Source organism: Streptomyces erythrochromogenes (assembly GCF_040684695.1).
GTDB classification, from domain to species: Bacteria; Actinomycetota; Actinomycetes; order Streptomycetales; family Streptomycetaceae; genus Streptomyces; species Streptomyces erythrochromogenes_C.
This window is the reverse complement of sequence record NZ_JBFBGM010000004.1, coordinates 182,260-199,469: the sequence shown is the minus strand read 5'-3', so window position 1 is coordinate 199,469 and position 17,210 is coordinate 182,260. Positions and strand designations below refer to the sequence as shown.

The 17,210-nt window shown below is 74.3% G+C and carries 9 protein-coding genes; 3 read left to right on the top strand and 6 right to left on the bottom strand.

The genetic code is table 11. The annotated features are described in order from the left end of the window. The first annotated feature begins 169 nt into the window (after positions 1-169). Complete coding sequence (locus AB0O53_RS09835) at positions 170-430, top strand: mycoredoxin (protein WP_030772737.1); 261 nt, start codon at positions 170-172, stop codon at positions 428-430. A gap of 85 nt (positions 431-515) precedes the next feature. Here the strand turns inward: AB0O53_RS09835 and nudC are convergent, their stop codons facing one another. The 5 genes from nudC to AB0O53_RS09810 form a co-directional block, all read right to left on the bottom strand. Then, entirely contained in the window at positions 516-1,457 is a 942-nt protein-coding gene (gene nudC / locus AB0O53_RS09830) for an NAD(+) diphosphatase (RefSeq protein ID WP_350988004.1), read from the bottom strand. 51 nt (positions 1,458-1,508) lie between these two features. After that, a complete protein-coding gene (locus tag AB0O53_RS09825) occupies positions 1,509-2,933 on the bottom strand; it encodes a dipeptidase (RefSeq protein WP_350988005.1) in 1,425 nt (474 codons plus the stop codon). Between the two features lie 9 nt (positions 2,934-2,942). Next, complete coding sequence (locus tag AB0O53_RS09820) at positions 2,943-6,887, bottom strand: UvrD-helicase domain-containing protein (RefSeq protein WP_365194384.1); 3,945 nt, start codon at positions 6,885-6,887, stop codon at positions 2,943-2,945. Positions 6,888-7,012: 125 nt separating this feature from the next. Continuing rightward, positions 7,013-10,561 (bottom strand): ATP-dependent helicase, encoded by a 3,549-nt coding sequence (locus AB0O53_RS09815; RefSeq protein WP_365194382.1) that lies wholly within the window; start codon positions 10,559-10,561, stop codon positions 7,013-7,015. Between the two features lie 201 nt (positions 10,562-10,762). Further along, the gene (locus AB0O53_RS09810; protein ID WP_350988008.1) at positions 10,763-11,128 is read right to left on the bottom strand and encodes an MGMT family protein; all 366 of its coding nucleotides are present in this window, start codon (positions 11,126-11,128) and stop codon (positions 10,763-10,765) included. Positions 11,129-11,295: 167 nt separating this feature from the next. On the opposite strand from AB0O53_RS09810, the gene AB0O53_RS09805 reads away from it, so the two are divergent. Both AB0O53_RS09805 and AB0O53_RS09800 read left to right on the top strand, forming a co-directional pair. Continuing rightward, positions 11,296-14,085, top strand: a complete 2,790-nt coding sequence (locus tag AB0O53_RS09805) for a lysylphosphatidylglycerol synthase transmembrane domain-containing protein (RefSeq protein WP_365194379.1) — start codon at positions 11,296-11,298, stop codon at positions 14,083-14,085. Positions 14,086-14,308: 223 nt separating this feature from the next. Beyond that, positions 14,309-15,913: an alpha/beta hydrolase gene (locus AB0O53_RS09800; protein ID WP_350988010.1), complete on the top strand. Its 1,605-nt coding sequence runs from the start codon at positions 14,309-14,311 to the stop codon at positions 15,911-15,913. A gap of 58 nt (positions 15,914-15,971) precedes the next feature. Here the strand turns inward: AB0O53_RS09800 and moeZ are convergent, their stop codons facing one another. Then, positions 15,972-17,150 (bottom strand): adenylyltransferase/sulfurtransferase MoeZ, encoded by a 1,179-nt coding sequence (gene moeZ / locus AB0O53_RS09795; protein ID WP_350988011.1) that lies wholly within the window; start codon positions 17,148-17,150, stop codon positions 15,972-15,974. Between the last annotated feature and the right edge of the window lie 60 nt (positions 17,151-17,210).

Here is a 17,210-nt window from a genome sequence, read left to right as displayed (position 1 = left end):
CCGCCATGCTGCCAGGTCGGGTGAGCCGGGCGGGAAATCCGTCCACAGGGGGTGCGGATTCGTCGTATCGGTCACACCGGCGGTGCGGACGGGCACGTACGGGAATGGCCGTGCGGTCCCGTACGTTCGTGTACTCGGACCACCGAGCCTTCACGAAGGAGAGCGCACCATGCAGGACACGGGCACCGTGACGATGTACAGCACGACCTGGTGCGGCTACTGCCGTCGGCTGAAGACCCAGCTGGACCGGGAAGGCATCGCGTACAACGAGATCAACATCGAGCTCGACCCGGAGTCCGCCGCGTTCGTCGAGAAGGCCAACGGCGGGAACCAGACGGTGCCCACCGTGCTCGTGAAGTCCGCCGCCGGCAACGAGTCCGTCATGACGAACCCGAGCCTGGCCCAGGTCAAGCAGGCCCTCGCCGTCTGAGCGGGCTCCCCGCCGTCCGCAGCAGGCCCCCGCCGTCCCCGGCGGGGGCCTGCTGCTCGTGACGGACGTCACGCGGGGAACGGGGCTACGCCGCGGCCCTGGGCAGCGGTTCGCCGTACCAGAGCTCGACCAGCCGGGCCGCGATGGAGATCCCGGACGGGGGCAGCACCTCGCCCGACTCGAACGCCGCGCGCAGCTCGTCGCGGGAGAACCAGCGGGCCTCCTGGATCTCCTCGCCGTCCACGGTGATCTCGGAGCTGGTCGCGCGGGCGTTGAAGCCCAGCATCAGGCTGTACGGGAACGGCCACGGCTGGCTGGCCACGTACTCGACCCGCCCGACCCGGACGCCCGCTTCCTCCCACACCTCGCGGACCACGGACTGCTCGATCGACTCGCCTGGCTCGACGAAGCCGGCGAGGGTCGAGAAGCGGCCCTCCGGCCAGTGCACCTGGCGGCCCAGCAGCGCCCGGTCGTGCTCGTCGGTGACCAGCATGATCACGGCGGGGTCGGTGCGCGGGTAGTGCTCGGCGCCGCAGCCCGGGCAGCGCCGGATGTGCCCCGCGGCCGCGACCACCGTGCGCTCTCCGCAGCGGGAGCAGAAGCGGTGCATCCGCTGCCAGTTCTCCAGGGCGACCGCGTTGACCATCAGGGCGGCGTCGCGGTCGTTCAGCAGCAGTCCGGCCTCGCGCAGTCCGGCCGGGCGGGCCGACTGGTCCATGCGGCCGGGCAGGGCGTCCTTCTGCAGCGCGAAGTACCGTACGCCGTCCTCGTCCGTGCCCAGGAAGTAGCGGTGGGTCTCGGTGACCGGGGCCTCGAAGGCCGGGGTCATCACGATGCCGGTGCCGCCGTCGGGGGTGTCGTCGATCAGCACCTGGCCGCCGGAGACGACGAAGACGCGGGTCGTCGGGTGGCTCCAGGCCGCGGCGAGCCAGGCCTCGTCGAGGCGGTGGTGCGCGGCACGGTCGATCCCGCTCGGCGCGGTGAGCGAGAGAGGTCGCTCGGTATGGGTGCTCACTGGTACTTCCAACTCCCCCGGTGGTGGGACAGGCAGGCTCGGTACGACAGGTGTGTGCGCCGGTCAGGCGGGTGTGCGGGGCGTGCGGTGGCCGCGGAGGCCGTCGGCCAGGTCCCCCCAGAGGTACGCGGCCGTCTCGACGCCCTTGAGCAGCAGGTCCAGCTCGACCTTCTCGTTCGGCGCGTGCCAGCCGTCGGACGGCACCGAGATGCCGAGGAAGAGGACGGGCGCGCCGAGGACGTCCTGGAGGTCGGCCGCGGGTCCGGAGCCGCCCTCGCGGGTGAAGCGGATCTTCTGGCCGAAGGCGCGGCCCATGGCCCGTACGACGGACTGCAGGGCCGGGTGGTCCAGCGGCGTCAGACACGGGCGGGTCGGTGCGCCGAAGGTGATGGAGTGGCGGATTCCGTCGGGGATCCGGGCCGCGACCCACTCCTCGACGGCCGCCTCGACCTCGTACGGGTCCTGCCCGGACACCAGGCGGAACGACAGCTTCACGTGGGCGGAGGAGGGCACGATGGTCTTCCCGCCGGGGCCCTGGTAGCCGCCGCCGATGCCGTTGACCTCGGCCGTCGGGCGGGCCCAGACGCGCTCCAGGGTGGAGTACCCGGCCTCGCCGGCGGCGGCGTGGGACTTGGCCGTGCGCAGCCACTCGGACTCGTCGAAGGGCAGCTCCGCGATGAGCGCGCGCTCCGCGTCGGTGAGCTCGGCGATGCCGTCGTAGAAGCCGGGGACGGTGACGCGCCCGTCGTCGTCGTGCAGGGCGGCGACCAGGCGGGCGGCGGCGGTGGCCGGGTTGGGCACGGCCCCGCCGAACGCGCCGGAGTGGATGTCCTGGTCGGGACCGTGCAGGTCGATCTCGCAGTCGGCGACGCCGCGCATGCCGGTACAGACGGTGGGGGTGGTCTCGGACCACATGCCGGTGTCGGAGACGATCACGACGTCGGCGGCGAGTTCGGCGGCGCGGGTCTCGACGAGCTCGCGGAAGTGCGCGGAGCCGGACTCCTCCTCGCCCTCGACGATCAGCTTGAGGTTGACGGCGGGGGCGGCGGCGCCGGTGGCCGCCAGGTGCGCCCGGACACCCAGGGTGTGGAAGAACACCTGGCCCTTGTCGTCGGCGGCGCCGCGCGCGTACATGCGGCCGTCGCGGACGACCGGCTCGAACGGGTCGGTGTGCCAGCCGTCGGCGAGCGCGGCGGGCTGTACGTCGTGGTGGCCGTAGACCAGGACGGTCGGTGCGTCCGGGTCCTCGCTGGGCCAGTACGCGTGGACGGCCGGGGCGCCGGCGGTCTCCCAGACCTCGGCGACCGGGAAGCCGGTCTCCTTGAGCTTCGCCGCGAGCCATTCGGCGCTGCGGCGTACGTCGTCCGCGTGCTCGGGCTGGGCCGAGACGGAGGGGATGCGCAGCCACTCGGCCAGGTCGTCGAGGAACGCGGCGCGGTGGGTGTCGATGTACGTGCGGACGACGCTGTCCGGCTGGGTGTCGCTCATGCCCCGAGCCTAGCCGTCCGCCAGGTGGTCACCGCCGGGGCCCGATTCGCCTTGGAGGATCCGCTCAAGACGGGCCCTGCCGGGGAGGTTGCGCGGGCGGATCACACGGCCGCTGCGGACGTGGAGGAAGGCCGCGGCGACCCGGTCGAGCGGGGTGTTCGTGGCCTCGGCCCAGGCAAGGCGGTAGACGGCGAGCTGGAGCGGATCGGCCTCGGTGGTCCGGCCGGTCTTCCAGTCGACGATCTCGTAGGCGACGTCGCCGTTGTCGTCGGTGGTCCGGTAGACGGCGTCGATCCGGCCCCGGATGACGCGGCCGGCGAGGGTGAGCTGGACCGGGGCCTCCATGCGGTGGGGCGGGCGGTCCGCGTACGGGCTGCGTTCGAAGGCGGCCTTGAGGGCTTCGAGGTCGGCCTCGTCGGCGATGTCCTGGCCGGAGCCATAGCCGTAACCGGTGGCACCGGGGAGGTCGGCGACGGGGTCGAGGACGTCGAGGAAGGGCAGCGGGAGTTCGTCGAAGCGGGACTCGACCCAGGCGTGGAAGCGGGTGCCCTGGCGGGCCGCGGGCTGCGGGGGCTTGGGCATGGGGCGGGCGAGGTCGCGTACGAAGCCCTGCTCGTCGGCGGCGAGCCGGAGCAGCTGGCTGGCCGAGAGGGCGGGGGGCAGCTCCACGTCGCGGACGGCCGCGCGGGCACGGCGGAGCTCGCCCTCCAGGGCGTCGAGGTCCCGGTCCCAGGAGGTGATGGCGCGCGCCTCCTCGGGCGTGAGCCGCTCGCCTCCGGCGGGGTCTGCAGTCCGGACCTCGCCGCCCCGCGCGCCACGCGCCGCCGCGGGCTCGGCGGCCCAGGCCTCGTCGGCCCACCCGTCCCCGGGGGCCGGGGTGCCGGCGCCGGAGCGCGGCTCGGCCGCGGGGTCGGCGGCCCAGGCCTCGTCGGCCCACGCGTTTCCGGGGGCCGGGGTGCCGGCGGCGGAGTGCGGCTCCGCCGCCGGGGCGGTGGGCCGCGCGTCGCGCGGGTGGGGCACGGCCCGGCCGGGGGCGGCGGTCGGGGTGGCGTCGCCCCAGAGGTCGTCGGTGTCCCAGTCGTCGACAGGATCGCTCGCGGCCGTGACCGCCGGTGGCTGCTCCCCGGGCCGGGCCGCGCCGGGGGCGGCCGCGCGGGGCACGGCAGCGTCGGGAGCGGCCGCGCGGGGCACGGCAGCGTCGGGAGCGGCCGCGCCGGGCGTGGCGGCGGCGGGCGTGGCGGCGGCGCCCTGCGGACGCAGGGCGGCAGGGGTCGGGTCCGCTCCGGCGGGCGGCTGCGTCGGGCGCGGGAGGACGGGCGGGTCGTCCCGCAGGGGGGCGGGGCCGGGGGGCCAGGGGTCGTCCGGGTCCGGGGGCCAGGGCTCGTCGTCGTAGGCGGGGTCCTCGCAGTCCGGGGGCCAGAGGTAGGCGTCGTCCGGTTCCGGCGGGGGCGGGGCCGCCAGGTAGGACTCGACCAGGGCGGCCGCCGCGCGGCGCAGGGCGAGGGAGTTCGGGTCGAGCGGGAGCGGCCAGGAGTGCTCGGCCGCGGACTCGCCCGCGAGGGCCGGGTTCTCCGCGTCCGGCTCGGGCTCGTCCGCCCAGGCCTCGATCTCGCCGAAGCCGGCCGCGCAGTGCCCGTACAGCGCGGTGAGGAACTCCGACGGGCCGCGGCGCTTCTTCTGGGTCGGGCCCCACCAGTGGCCCGAGGCCAGCAGCAGGGACCGGGGCCGGGTGAAGGTCACGTAGCCGAGGCGCAGCTCCTCCACCGACTTGTGGTGCTTGAGGGCGGCCTTGAAGGACTTCAGGCCGGCCGAGGTCCAGTCCGGGTCCGCGGGCAGGGTGGGGGCGTCGCCGCGCAGCGCGTACGGGAGGACCTTGGCGTAGGAGGTCCAGGCCTCCGGGGCCTTCTCCTTCGGGAAGGAGCCCGCGCACAGGTCGGGGACGACCACCACGTCCCATTCCAGGCCCTTGGACTTGTGGGCGGTGAGCACCTTCACGGTGTTCTCGCCGCCCGGCAGGGCGTGGTCGAGGCCCTTCTCGTACTGGGCGGCCGTGCGCAGGAACGCCAGGAAGGCCAGCAGGGTGGCCTCGCCGTCGAGCGCGGCGAACCCGGCCGCGACGTCCATGAAGTTCGACAGGGTCTCGCGCCGGCGGGCCGCCAGCGCGTGCGGGGAGGCGGACAGTTCCACTTCGAGGCCGGTGGCGGACAGCACCCGGTGCAGGACGTCCATCAGCGGGTCGGCGAGGGACCGGCGCAGGTCGCGGAGCTCCTGCGCGAGGTGCGCGAAGCGGACCCGGGCCTCCGCCGAGAAGGGCAGTTCGTCCGGGGTCTGGCCGGCGCCGTCGAGGAAGGTCTCCAGGGCGTCGGCCAGGGAGACGATCTCGGCCGGGTCCACGCCCTCCACGGCCGCCGCCAGCCGTTCGTCGGGGTCGGCCCCGGCCGGCGTACGGCCCACCAGGAGCCGCGCCCGGCGGCCCAGCAGGGCCAGGTCGCGCGCGCCGATCCGCCAGCGCGGGCCGATGAGGAGCCGGACGAGGGAGGCGTTGGCGCCCGGGTCCTGGAGGACCTCGCAGACGGCCACGAGGTCGGCGACCTCGGGCAGGTGCAGCAGCCCGGACAGGCCGACGACCTCCACCGGCACGTCCCGGTCGACGAGGACGGCCTGGATCTGCGCGAAGTCACCGGCGGACCGGCACAGCACGGCGATCTCGCGCGGCTCGGTGCCCGTGCGCACGAGGTGCGCGACGGAGTCGGCGAGCCACTCCAGCTCCTGGGCGTGGGTCTCCAGCAGGGCGCAGCGGACCTGCCCGACGTGCTCGGCCCCGGGCGCGGGGCGCAGGGCCTCCACTCCCTCGTGCATGGCGCGCAGCGGGGCGGCGAGCCCGTTGGCGAGGTCCAGGAGGCGGCCGCCGCTGCGCCGGTTCTCGCTGAGGGAGAGCCGGGTGGCGGGGGTGCCGTCGGCGTGCGGGAAGTGCTCCGGGAAGTCGTCGAGGTTGGCCACGGAGGCCCCGCGCCAGCCGTAGATCGCCTGGCAGGGGTCGCCCACGGCGGTGACGGCGTGGCCCGAGCCCGCGCCGAACAGTCCGGACAGCAGCAGGCGCTGCGCGACCGAGGTGTCCTGGTACTCGTCGAGCAGGACCACCCGGAATTCCTCGCGCAGCAGCGCGCCGACCTCGGGCCGGGTGGTGGCGAGCTGCGCGGAGAGGGCTATCTGGTCGCTGAAGTCGAAGAGGTCGCGCGAGCGCTTGGCGGCTCGGTAGCGGCCGACGAGTTCCAGCAGTTCGAGGCGGCCGCGCACGGCTTCGGGGACCTTGCGCAGGTCCTCGTTGGTGAGCCGGGTGCCGGCGAGCACGTCCAGCAGCGCGGTGTCGTACCTGCGCAGGTGCTCGGGGTCGACCAGGTGCTCGGAGAGTTCCGCGTCGAGGGCGAGGAGGTCTCCGACGAGGTCGGGGACGGACTTGGTGAGCGAGGGGTAGGGGCCGGGGGCGTCGCGCAGCACCTTCGCGGCGAGCTGGAAGCGGGTGGCGTCGGCGAGGAGGCGGGAGCTCGGCTCCAGGCCGATGCGCAGGCCGTGGTCCTTGAGGAGCTGGCCGGCGAAGGCGTGGTAGGTGGAGATGCGCGGCTCCCCGCCGGCCGCCGCGGCGTCGGCCGGGGAGGGGTCCGGGTCGGTGATGCCGGCCCGCGCCAGGGCGGTGCGCACGCGCTCGGACAGCTCGCCGGCGGCCTTGTTGGTGAAGGTGAGGCCGAGGACCTGCTCGGGCGCGACCTGGCCGGTGCCGACGAGCCAGACCACGCGGGCGGCCATGACGGTGGTCTTGCCGGATCCGGCGCCGGCGACGACGACCTGCGGGGCGGGCGGGGCGGTGACGCAGGCCATCTGTTCGGGCGTGAAAGGGATCCCGAGGAGCTCTTTGAGCTGCTCGGGATCGCTCAGTACGGACGCACGCGCGGGCACGTAAAAAGGCTAGCCGCCTCCACCGACAGCCCCGACCGCCGAGCCCGCCGGACCGCCGGGGCCCGGTGACCGCCGAGGCCCCCGAGGCCGCCGGGACCCCCGGAGCGCCGGGCCCGCGCGCCGGTTCATTCGACGGTCTGGCGGCCCTCCGGGCGGGCGCTGCACGAGCTGCGGAAGGAGCAGTGGTCGCAGTGGCGGCCCGCGGCGGGGGCGAAGCGCTCGTCCAGGACCCGGCCGGCGGCGTTGGCGAGCAGGTCGCCGACCCACTCGCCGTCGAGCGGCTGCTGGGCCTGGACCTTGGGGACCGCTTCACCGCCGTCGCGCTGCGCCGCGCCCTGGCGGAGCTGGACGAGCTCGGCGCCGCCGGGTGCGGGGCGCACGCCGTCGAAGACCTCGTCGACGGCGCCCTCGCGGACGGCGAGCTGGTAGACGGCGAGCTGGGGGTGGCGGGCGACCTCGTCCTTGGTGGGCGCGGACTTGCCGGTCTTGAAGTCGACGACGTACGCGCGGCCCTGCGGGTCCGCCTCGACGCGGTCCATGGAGCCGCGGACGCGGACGGCGACGTCGCCGGCTTCGAGGGTGACGTCGAACTCGTGCTCCGTGGCGACGGCCGCCCGGCCGCCGCGGTCGGTGGTGTGCCAGCGCAGGAAGCGTTCCAGGGCGGCGCGGGCGTTCTCCTTCTCCTGGGCCGACTTCCAGGGTGCGTCGAAGGCGAGCGCGTCCCACACCGTGTCGAGGCGTTCCATGAGGACGGCCAGGTCGGCGGGGGTGCGGCCGGAGGCGACCTCGTCGGCGAGGACGTGGACGACGTTGCCGAAGCCCTGGGCGGCGGTGGACGGGGCGTCGGCCTTGACCTCGCGGCCGAGGAACCACTGCAGGGAGCAGGTGTTGGCGAGCTGGTCCAGGGCGCTGCCGGAGAGGGCGACGGGCCGGTCCCGGTCGCGGAGCGGGACGCTGCTGCGGGTGGGCTCGTACAGGCCCCACCAGCGCTGCGGGTGCGCGGCGGGGACCAGGGGGCGGTCCTCGTCGTCGGTGAGCGCGGCGAGGCGGGCGAGCCGGCGGGCGGCGGCGTCGCGCAGGGCGGGCGAGGCGTCCGGGTCGACGGTGGTGGCGCGCAGTTCGGCGACGAGCGCCGGGACGGCGAGGGGGCGTCGGGGCCGGCCGGTGACGTCCTTCGGGGTGACGCCGAGCTCGGTCAGGAGGCGGGAGGGCTGGTCGCCGTCCTCGGCGGGGGCCTTGACGGCGGTGACGACGAGGCGGTCGCGGGCGCGGGTGGCGGCGACGTAGAAGAGGCGCCGTTCCTCGGCGAGGAGGGCTCCGGGGGTGAGGGGCTCGGCGAGGCCGTCGCGGCCGATGCGGTCGGCCTCCAGGAGGGAGCCGCGGCGGCGGAGGTCGGGCCAGAGGCCCTCCTGGACGCCCGCGACGACCACGAGGGACCACTCCAGGCCCTTGGAACGGTGGGCGGTCATCAGCCGGACCGCGTCGGGGCGGCTGGTGCGGGCCGTCAACGTGTCGGCGGCGATGTCCTCCGCCTCCAGTTGTTCGAGGAAGTTGAGCGCACCGCTGCCGCCGGTGCGCTCCTCGGCGCGGGCGGCGGTGTCGAAGAGGGCGCAGACGGCGTCGAGGTCGCGGTCGGCGTTGCGGCCGGCGGAGCCGCCGCGGCGGGCCTGGCGTTCCAGCCGGTCGGGCCAGGGCGTGCCGTCCCAGAGGATCCACAGGGCCTCTTCGGCGGTGCCGCCGCCCTGGAGGAGCTCGCGGGCCTTGCGCAGGAGCAGGCCGAGGCGCTGCGCGCCGCGGGCGTACGCCGGGTCGTGCGCGGTGAGGCGTTCGGGCTCGGCGAGGGCGCGGGCGAGCAGGACGTCGGAGGGCGCGGGCACCTTGACGCCCGCGGCGCGCTCCTCGTCGCGCAGGGCGCGGCCCAGCCGCCGCAGATCGGCGGCGTCCATCCCGCCGAGCGGCGAGGCGAGCAGCGTGAGCGCCGCCTCGACGCCTCCGTCGGGGTCGGCGGACTCTCCGGGACCCTCCCCGGATCCCGTTCCGAAGTCTGCGGCACCCCCGGGCCGCCCGCCCGTGCCCGCGTCGCCTTCGCCGGGGTACTCCCCCGACCCGTCGGCCGCAGGCGCTACGAGGCCCGCTGCCGGGGCCGTGTCCGCGTGGCGCGGCTCCGCACCGGGCCCGTCCTCGTCAACGGCCTCGGCGGCCGGTGCCGGGACGGCAGCGCCGGCCCGCTCACCGGGCCCGCCCGGGGCGGGCGAGCCGTCCGGTCCGGCGGCGAGGTCCGGGTCCGGCTGCGGCTGCGGCTGGGGGCCGGGGTTGCCCGGGAGGGTGGCGGCGGGGGTGGCCGTGAGGCGCAGGGCCGTCAGGAGGGGGGCCACCGCCGGCTCGTGGCGCAGCGGGGTGTCCGTGCCGTCCGTCTCGACCGGGACTCCCGCCGCGATCAGGGCGCGGCGCATCGCCGGGAGGGTGCGGCCGCCCGCGCGGACCAGGACGGCCATGTCCTGCCAGGGCACGCCGTCCTCCAGGTGGGCCCGGCGCAGGACGTCGGCGATGTTGTCCAGCTCGGCGCCGGCCGTCGGGTACGTGAAGACCTCCACCCGGCCGCCCTCGCGGGTGGCGCGCAGGGCGCGGTGCGCGCGGACCGCGGCCGCGGGCAGGCGGGGCAGCGGCATGCGGGTGGTCAGGAGGCGGGTCGCCTCCAGGAGGGCCGCGCCGGAGCGGCGGCCCACCGTCAGGGCCCTGACCTCCGCGCCCGGGAAGGCGGACTCGAAGTCCAGCACGTTGTTGATGTCGGCGCCACGGAAGGCGTAGATCGACTGGTCCGGGTCGCCGAAGGCGACCAGCGTGCCGCCGCGCCCGGTCAGGGCCCGCAGCAGCCGCAGCTGCGAGGCGTCCGTGTCCTGGTACTCGTCCACGAAGACGACGTCGTAGTCCGAGGCCAGGGACGGCGTCCGCTCGGCGAGGAGGACCGCGCGGTGCAGGAGCTCCGCGTAGTCCAGCGTGCCCTGGATGTCCAGGACGTCGAGGTACTCGGAGAGGAAGGCCGCCGCCGCCTTCCAGTCGGGGCGGCCGATGCGGTCGGCGAAGTCGGCGAGGGCCGTCGGGCCGAGGCCCAGCTCGCGGGCGCGGGCGAGGACGGCCCGGACCTCGTCGGCGAAACCACGGGTGGTCAGCGCGGCCCGCAGGTCGTCCGGCCAGCGGATCGAGCGGATCCGGCGCTGGCCCTCCAGCAGGGTGCGGACCATCACGTCCTGCTCGGGTCCGGAGAGCAGCCGCAGCGGGTCGGCGAAGAGGTCGGTGTCCTGGTGGGCGCGGACCAGGCCGTAGCAGAAGGAGTGGAAGGTGGTGGCCTGCGGGGCGCGCGCGCCGCCGAGCCGCAGGGCCGCCCGGTCGCGCAGTTCGACCGCCGCCTTGCGGCTGAAGGTCAGGATCAGGATCCGGGAGGGGTCCGTACCCGCTTCCACGCGGGCGGCGACGGCCTCGACCAGCGTCGTCGTCTTCCCGGTGCCGGGGCCCGCCAGGACCAGCAGTGGTCCGCCCGGGTGGTCAACCACCGCCCGCTGCGCTGCGTCCAGCACAGGGGGATCCACCCGTTCCGGCCCGGTGCGCACGAGGCGGTACGCGTCGGGGGTCCGCGTACGCCGCCGTTCGGAGCGGTCCGAGGAAGAGGTGATCACGTGAGGTGCCGGTCCTGGTGGGTCTGCGGGGTGTGGCGGTGCTGCCGTGACGGCTCGCGCGGAAGCCGAAGAGGCAACGCTACGGCAACCGGCGCGTACCGCGCAGTCTCCCGGGGTACCCCGGACGGGCGTTCGCGCGGTCGCCCGATCGCCCGCCCCGGCGCCGCATGGCCGAAGCTGTCATGTGTGAGCCTCGTCGCGTCAGCCGTCCCGTCCGGGGGCCTCTCCGGAGTCCCGTCCGGGGTCCTGTCCCGGGGATCCGTCCCAGCGGGCCCGGCGCATGTCCAGCCGGGGATCGCCGCCCGCTGTCAGGCGCAGCGGCGTGGCCTCCGTCCGGTAGTGCTCCAGGGCGCGCGCCTCGTGGCCGGGCAGCGGCAGGCCGTCCGAGCGCACCACGCGCCACCAGGGCACGGCTCCCCCGTACAGTGCCATGACACGCCCGACCTGGCGCGGTCCTCCCTCGTCGAGCCATTCGGCGACGTCCCCGTATGTCATCACCCGGCCGGGCGGAATACGCTCGACAGCCTCCAGTACGCGCTCCGCGTAGGCGGGCAGCTCCTCACTCATTCAGCACATGGTGCAGTACGCCGGCCACCCGCCGGTGGAAGTTGTGGTTCCGGACCGGCGCGCACCCTGATGCCCCGGCGGCCCCTCGGTCCGTGCCACCATCTTCCGGGCGGTGACTGGTGATACGTGATCAAGAAGAGACGGATGTGACGACGAAGGAGCAGGGTGTGAGCCCTCCGGAAGGCGCGGCGGGGGACGATGACGCGCGCCCCGACGGCGGCCCCGCCTCCCGCCCGCAGAACCGCCCCGAGGACCTCTCACCGGGCCTGCCGGCCGGCCGTGCCCCCGGCGCCGACGACACGGACCGCAACGGCAACGGCAACGGCAACGGCAACGGCGAGAACGAGGCCGAAGCGGACGCGGAGGCCCCGCACGGCCACGCCCCGACCGACGCCGACCGGGTCGAGGTCGACGAACCGCTGCTCGCCGCCCGTGTGCACCGGCCCTCCGACCTGGTCCGCCTCCTCGTCGGCATCCTCGGCATCGCCGTCCTGCTCGGCATCGCCGCCTTCGCCCACGGCACCACCGTCGGCCTGGAGGAGGACATCAGCAAGGGCACCGGCCAGGCGCCGGACCTGCTGATCAAGGTCGCGGCGCTGGTGTCCAGCATCGCGGTGCTGCTGCTCCCCGTCGCCTTCGCGATCGAGCGGCTGATCAAACGCGACGGGCTGCGCATCGCCGACGGCGTGCTCGCGGCCGTCCTCGCGCACGGCGTCACCCTGGCCACCGACCTGTGGGTCTCCCAGGCCGCCCCCGACACCATCCAGGACGCCCTCACCCGCCCGGCGGGCGGCGGGGCCCTCACCGATCCCGTGCACGGCTACCTCGCGCCCGTGATCGCGTACATGACCGCGGTGGGCATGACCCGCAGGCCCCACTGGCGCGTCGCGCTGTGGGTGGTCCTGCTGCTCAACGCCTTCACCATGCTGGTCAACGGCTACACCACCCCCTTCTCGATCATCCTCACCGTGCTGATCGGCTGGAGCGTGGCCTACGGCACCCTCTACGCCGTCGGCTCCCCCAACGTGCGCCCCACCGGGCAGAACCTCCTCGCCGGCCTGCGCCGCGTCGGCTTCCAGCCGGTCAGCGCGATGCGCGCCGAGGGGCCCGAGGGCCCCGATGCGTCCGAGACCGGCGACCGCGGCCGTCGCTACCACGTCACCCTGGAGGACGGTCCGCCGCTCGACGTCACCGTCGTCGACCGGGAGCAGCAGGCCCAGGGCTTCTTCTACCGGGTCTGGCGCCGGCTCACCCTGCGCGGCATCACCACCCGCCGCAGCCTTCAGTCGCTGCGCCAAGCCCTGGAACAGGAGGCGCTCCTCGCGTACGCGGCCATCGCGGCCGGGGCGAACGCGCCGAAGCTGATCGCCACGTCCGAGCTGGGTCCGGACGCCGTGATGCTCGTCTACGAGCACCTGGGCGGCCGGACCCTGGACTCCCTCCCCGACGAGGAGATCACCGACGACCTGACCCGCAACGCCTGGGAGCAGGTGCGTGCGCTGCAGTCGCGGCGGATCGCGCACCGCAGGCTGACCGGGGACGCGCTGGTGGTGGATCGTTCCGGCAACGTCATCCTCACCGACCTGCGGGGCGGCGAGATCGCGGCCGGCGACCTGGTGCTCCGGATGGACGTCGCGCAGCTGCTGGCCACCCTCGGCCTGCGGGTCGGCGCGGAGCGCTCGGTGGCCTCGGCGGTGTCGGTGCTCGGCCCGGACATCGTGGCGGACTGCCTGCCGCTGCTCCAGCCGATCGCGCTGAGCCGTTCCACGCGGGCCACGCTGCGCAAGCTGGCGCGGGAGCGGGCGGAGCGCGAGCGGGAGGCCGTACTGGAGTCCTCGCGGGCGGCGAAGGCCGCGCGCGAGGCGGGATCCGCAGGCGCCCCGACCTCGGCCGCCGCGGAACGCAAGGCCGAGAAGCGGGCCCTGGACGACGCGCTGGACGAGGCCCGCGAGGAGGATCTGCTGAGCCAGATCCGCCAACAGGTGCTGCTGATCCGCCCGCAGGCGCCGGTGGAGCCGGCCCGGCTGGAGCGGATCCGGCCGCGCACCCTGGTGTCGTTCATCGCGGGCGCGTTCGGTGCGTACTTCCTGCTCACCCAGCTGGCGCACGTCCCCCTGGCCGAGACCGTCGCGGACGCGGAGTGGGGCTGGGTGGGTGCGGCGCTGGCCTTCTCGGCGCTCAGCTACCTCGCGGCCGCCATGAGCCTGCTGGGCTTCGTACCCGAGCGGGTGTCGTTCGCGCGCACCGTGGTCGCCCAGGTGGCGGGGTCGTTCGTGAAGCTGGTGGCCCCGGCGGCGGTCGGCGGTGTCGCACTGAACACGCGCTTCCTGCAGCGGGCGGGGATCCGGCCGGGGCTCGCGGTGGCGAGCGTCGGCGCCTCCCAGCTGTTCGGTCTGGCCAGCCACATCCTGCTGCTGCTCTCCTTCGGCTACCTGACCGGGACCGAGAAGACCCCGGAGATGACCCCGTCCCGGGCGGTCATCGCGGGGCTGCTGACGGTGGCGGTCCTGGTGCTGGTGGTGACGGCGGTCCCGTTCATGCGGAAGTTCGTGGTCACTCGGGTGCGGGCGCTGTTCGCGGGCGTGGTGCCGCGCATGCTGGACGTGCTCCAGCGCCCGAAGAAACTGGTGACGGGCATCGGCGGGATGCTGCTGCTGACGGGCTGCTTCGTGATGTGCCTGGACGCGTCGATCCGGGCGTTCGGGGGCGGCGAGGCCATCAGCTACGCGAGCATCGCCGTGGTGTTCCTCGCGGGCAACGCGCTCGGCTCGGCCGCGCCGACGCCGGGCGGCATGGGCGCGGTGGAGGCCACCCTGACGCTGGGACTGGTGGCGGCGGGGCTGGAGAAGGAGGTCGCGATCTCCGCGGTGCTGCTGTTCCGCCTGATGACGTTCTGGCTGCCGGTGCTGCCGGGGTGGATCTCGTTCAACTTCCTGACCCGCAAGGAAGCGATCTAGCCTCCGGCTCGGTCTGCGGATGTGCCGGGCCCGCCCGCGCCTTCCCGTTCCGCTCCGCGGGGGTGACCGTACCCGCACGGCGCTCCGCGCCCGCGCCTCAAACGCCGGCGGGGCTGGGGGTGGTGGCTGCCGGGCGGCGCGGCGGCAAACGCGGACCTTCCCCGGCCTACCCGAACGGGTCAGCGCGCGGGCGGGGGCGGGCGGGGGCGCGCAGGATGGTGACATGCCCAAATACCTCCTGCGGGTCGCCGTCGCCGTCGCTCTCGTGGCCGGAGCGGCCAGTACCAGTGGCTGTTCCGACAGCGGGGAGGAGAAGACGCCCAAGGCCGGCGGCACCGAGGGGGCGCCACCCCTGAAGTGGGGGGACTGCGAGGCTCCGACCACCGCCGAGGGGGGCGGGCAGGCACCGCCCAAGGACTGGCAGTGCGCCACGCTCCACGTGCCGCTCGACTACGCGGACCCCGAAGGAGAAACGATTCCTCTCGCCCTGATCCGGGCGAAGGCGAGGAACCAGAAGGAGCGCCTCGGCTCGCTCGTGTTCAACTTCGGCGGACCCGGCGGGTCCGGGATCACCACGCTGCCCGGCGCCGCCAAGGAGTACGAGGCCCTGCGCGAGCGCTACGACCTCGTGAGCTTTGACCCGCGCGGGGTGGGCCGCAGCGCCCCCGTCCTGTGCCTGGACGACAAGCAGCTCGACGCGTACTACGCCTCGAACTCCTCCCCCGACACCCCGGCGGCGGTGAAGGAGTACCTCGACAACACCCGCAAGTACCAGCAGGCCTGCGAGGCGAACTCCGGGAAGGTGCTCCCGTACGTCGGCACCGAGAACGCCGCCCGCGACCTCGACCGGATCCGCCAGGCCCTCGGCGACGAGAAGCTCAACTACTTCGGGATCTCCTACGGGACCGAGCTCGGCGGGGTCTACGCCCACCTCTTCCCGGACAAGGTCGGCCGCGCCGTCTTCGACGCCGTCGTCGACCCGACGGCGACCTCCGAGGAGGGGGCGCTCGGCCAGGCCAAGGGCTTCCAGCTGGCCCTCGGCAACTTCGCGCAGGACTGCGTGGACCGGGGCGACGAGTGCCGGCTCCAGGGAAGCACCGCCAAGGAGATCGAGGACAACATCATCAAGCTGCAGAAGCAGCTGGCGGCCAAGCCCATCCCGGGGATCGGCGACCGGATGCTGACCGAGTCCTCGGCCACCAACGGCATCGCCCAGGCCCTCTACTCCCAGGAGCTCTGGCCGCTCCTGGAACAGGGGCTGGACGAGGCGGAGGGCGGCCAGGGGCAGCTGCTGATGGCCCTGTCCGACGCGCTCAACGGCCGTGACCAGAACGGCAACTACAGCAACATCGGCGCCGCCAACACCGCGATCAACTGCGTCGACTCCAAGGACCGCTACACCCTGGAGCAGACGAAGGCGAAGCTGCCCGCCTTCCGAGCCGCCTCCCCGGTCTTCGGGGACTTCCTCGGCTGGGCCATGATGAGCTGCACCGGCTGGCCGGTCCCCGGGACCGCGTCGACCCCGGACGTCTCCGCCCCCGGAGCCGACCCGATCCTGGTGATCGGCAACACGGGCGACCCGGCCACCCCGTACGAGGGCGCCCGCAAGATGGTCGAGCGGCTGGGCCCCGGCGTCGGCGTGGAGCTCACGTACAAGGGCGAGGGGCACGGGGCGTACAACAGCGGCGACCCGTGCGTGCAGGGCGCCGTGAACTCCTACCTGCTGGACGGGAAGGTGCCGCCCGCGAACACGGTCTGCACCCCGCCCCCGGACGCCTCGCAGTCCCCGGCGCAGCCGTCGGCCCCGGTGGAACCCCTGGGCGCCTGAGGCGGCACGAAGGGGCCGTACCCGCGCTCGTCGCGGGTACGGCCCCTCCGTGGACGGATCAGTAGACCGGCTTCTCGGGCTCGATCTGGTGGACCCAGCCGATGACGCCGCCGCCGACGTGCACCGCGTCGGCGAAGCCGGCGGACTTCAGGACCGCCAGGACTTCCGCACTGCGGACACCCGTCTTGCAGTGCAAGACGATGCGCTTGTCCTGCGGCAGGTCCTGGAGGGCGGTGCCCATCAGGAACTCGCCCTTGGGGATCAGCTTCGCACCGGGGATCGAGACGATCTCGTACTCGTTGACCTCGCGGACGTCGATGATCTCGATCGGCTCGTCGGCGTCGATCCACTCCTTGAGCTGCTTCGGAGTGATCGTGGAGCCGGCGGCCGCCTCCTGGGCCTCCTCCGACACGACGCCGCAGAAGGCCTCGTAGTCGATGAGCTCCTTGACGGTCGCGTTCGGGCCGCAGACCGCGCAGTCGGGGTCCTTGCGGACCTTGACCTGGCGGTACTGCATCTCCAGGGCGTCGTAGATCATCAGGCGGCCGACCAGCGGCTCGCCGACGCCCGTGAGGACCTTGATGGCCTCGGTGACCTGGATGGAGCCGATGGACGCGCAGAGCACGCCCAGCACGCCGCCCTCGGCGCAGCTCGGGACCATGCCCGGCGGCGGCGGCTCCGGGTAGAGGCAGCGGTAGCACGGGCCGTGCTCGGACCAGAAGACCGAGGCCTGGCCGTCGAAGCGGTAGATCGAACCCCACACGTACGGCTTGTTCAGCAGCACGCAGGCGTCGTTGACGAGGTAGCGCGTGGCGAAGTTGTCCGTGCCGTCGACGATGAGGTCGTACTGGCTGAAGATCTCCATCACGTTCTCGGCCTCGAGCCGCTCTTCGTGAAGGACCACGTTCACGTAGGGGTTGATGCCCAGCACGCTGTCGCGGGCGGACTCGGCCTTGGAGCGGCCGATGTCCGACTGGCTGTGGATGATCTGACGCTGCAGGTTCGACTCGTCGACCTCGTCGAACTCCACGATGCCCAGGGTGCCCACGCCGGCCGCGGCCAGGTACATGAGGGCGGGCGAGCCGAGGCCGCCCGCGCCCACGGCCAGCACCTTGGCGTTCTTCAGGCGCTTCTGGCCGTCCATCCCGACGTCCGGGATGATCAGGTGGCGGGAGTACCGACGGACCTCGTCAACGGTGAGCTCAGCAGCCGGCTCGACCAGGGGTGGCAGCGACACGGGGACTCCGTAGATGGTGACGACTTAACGGTGGTTCTCTCCGTAACACTGCCACGCCCG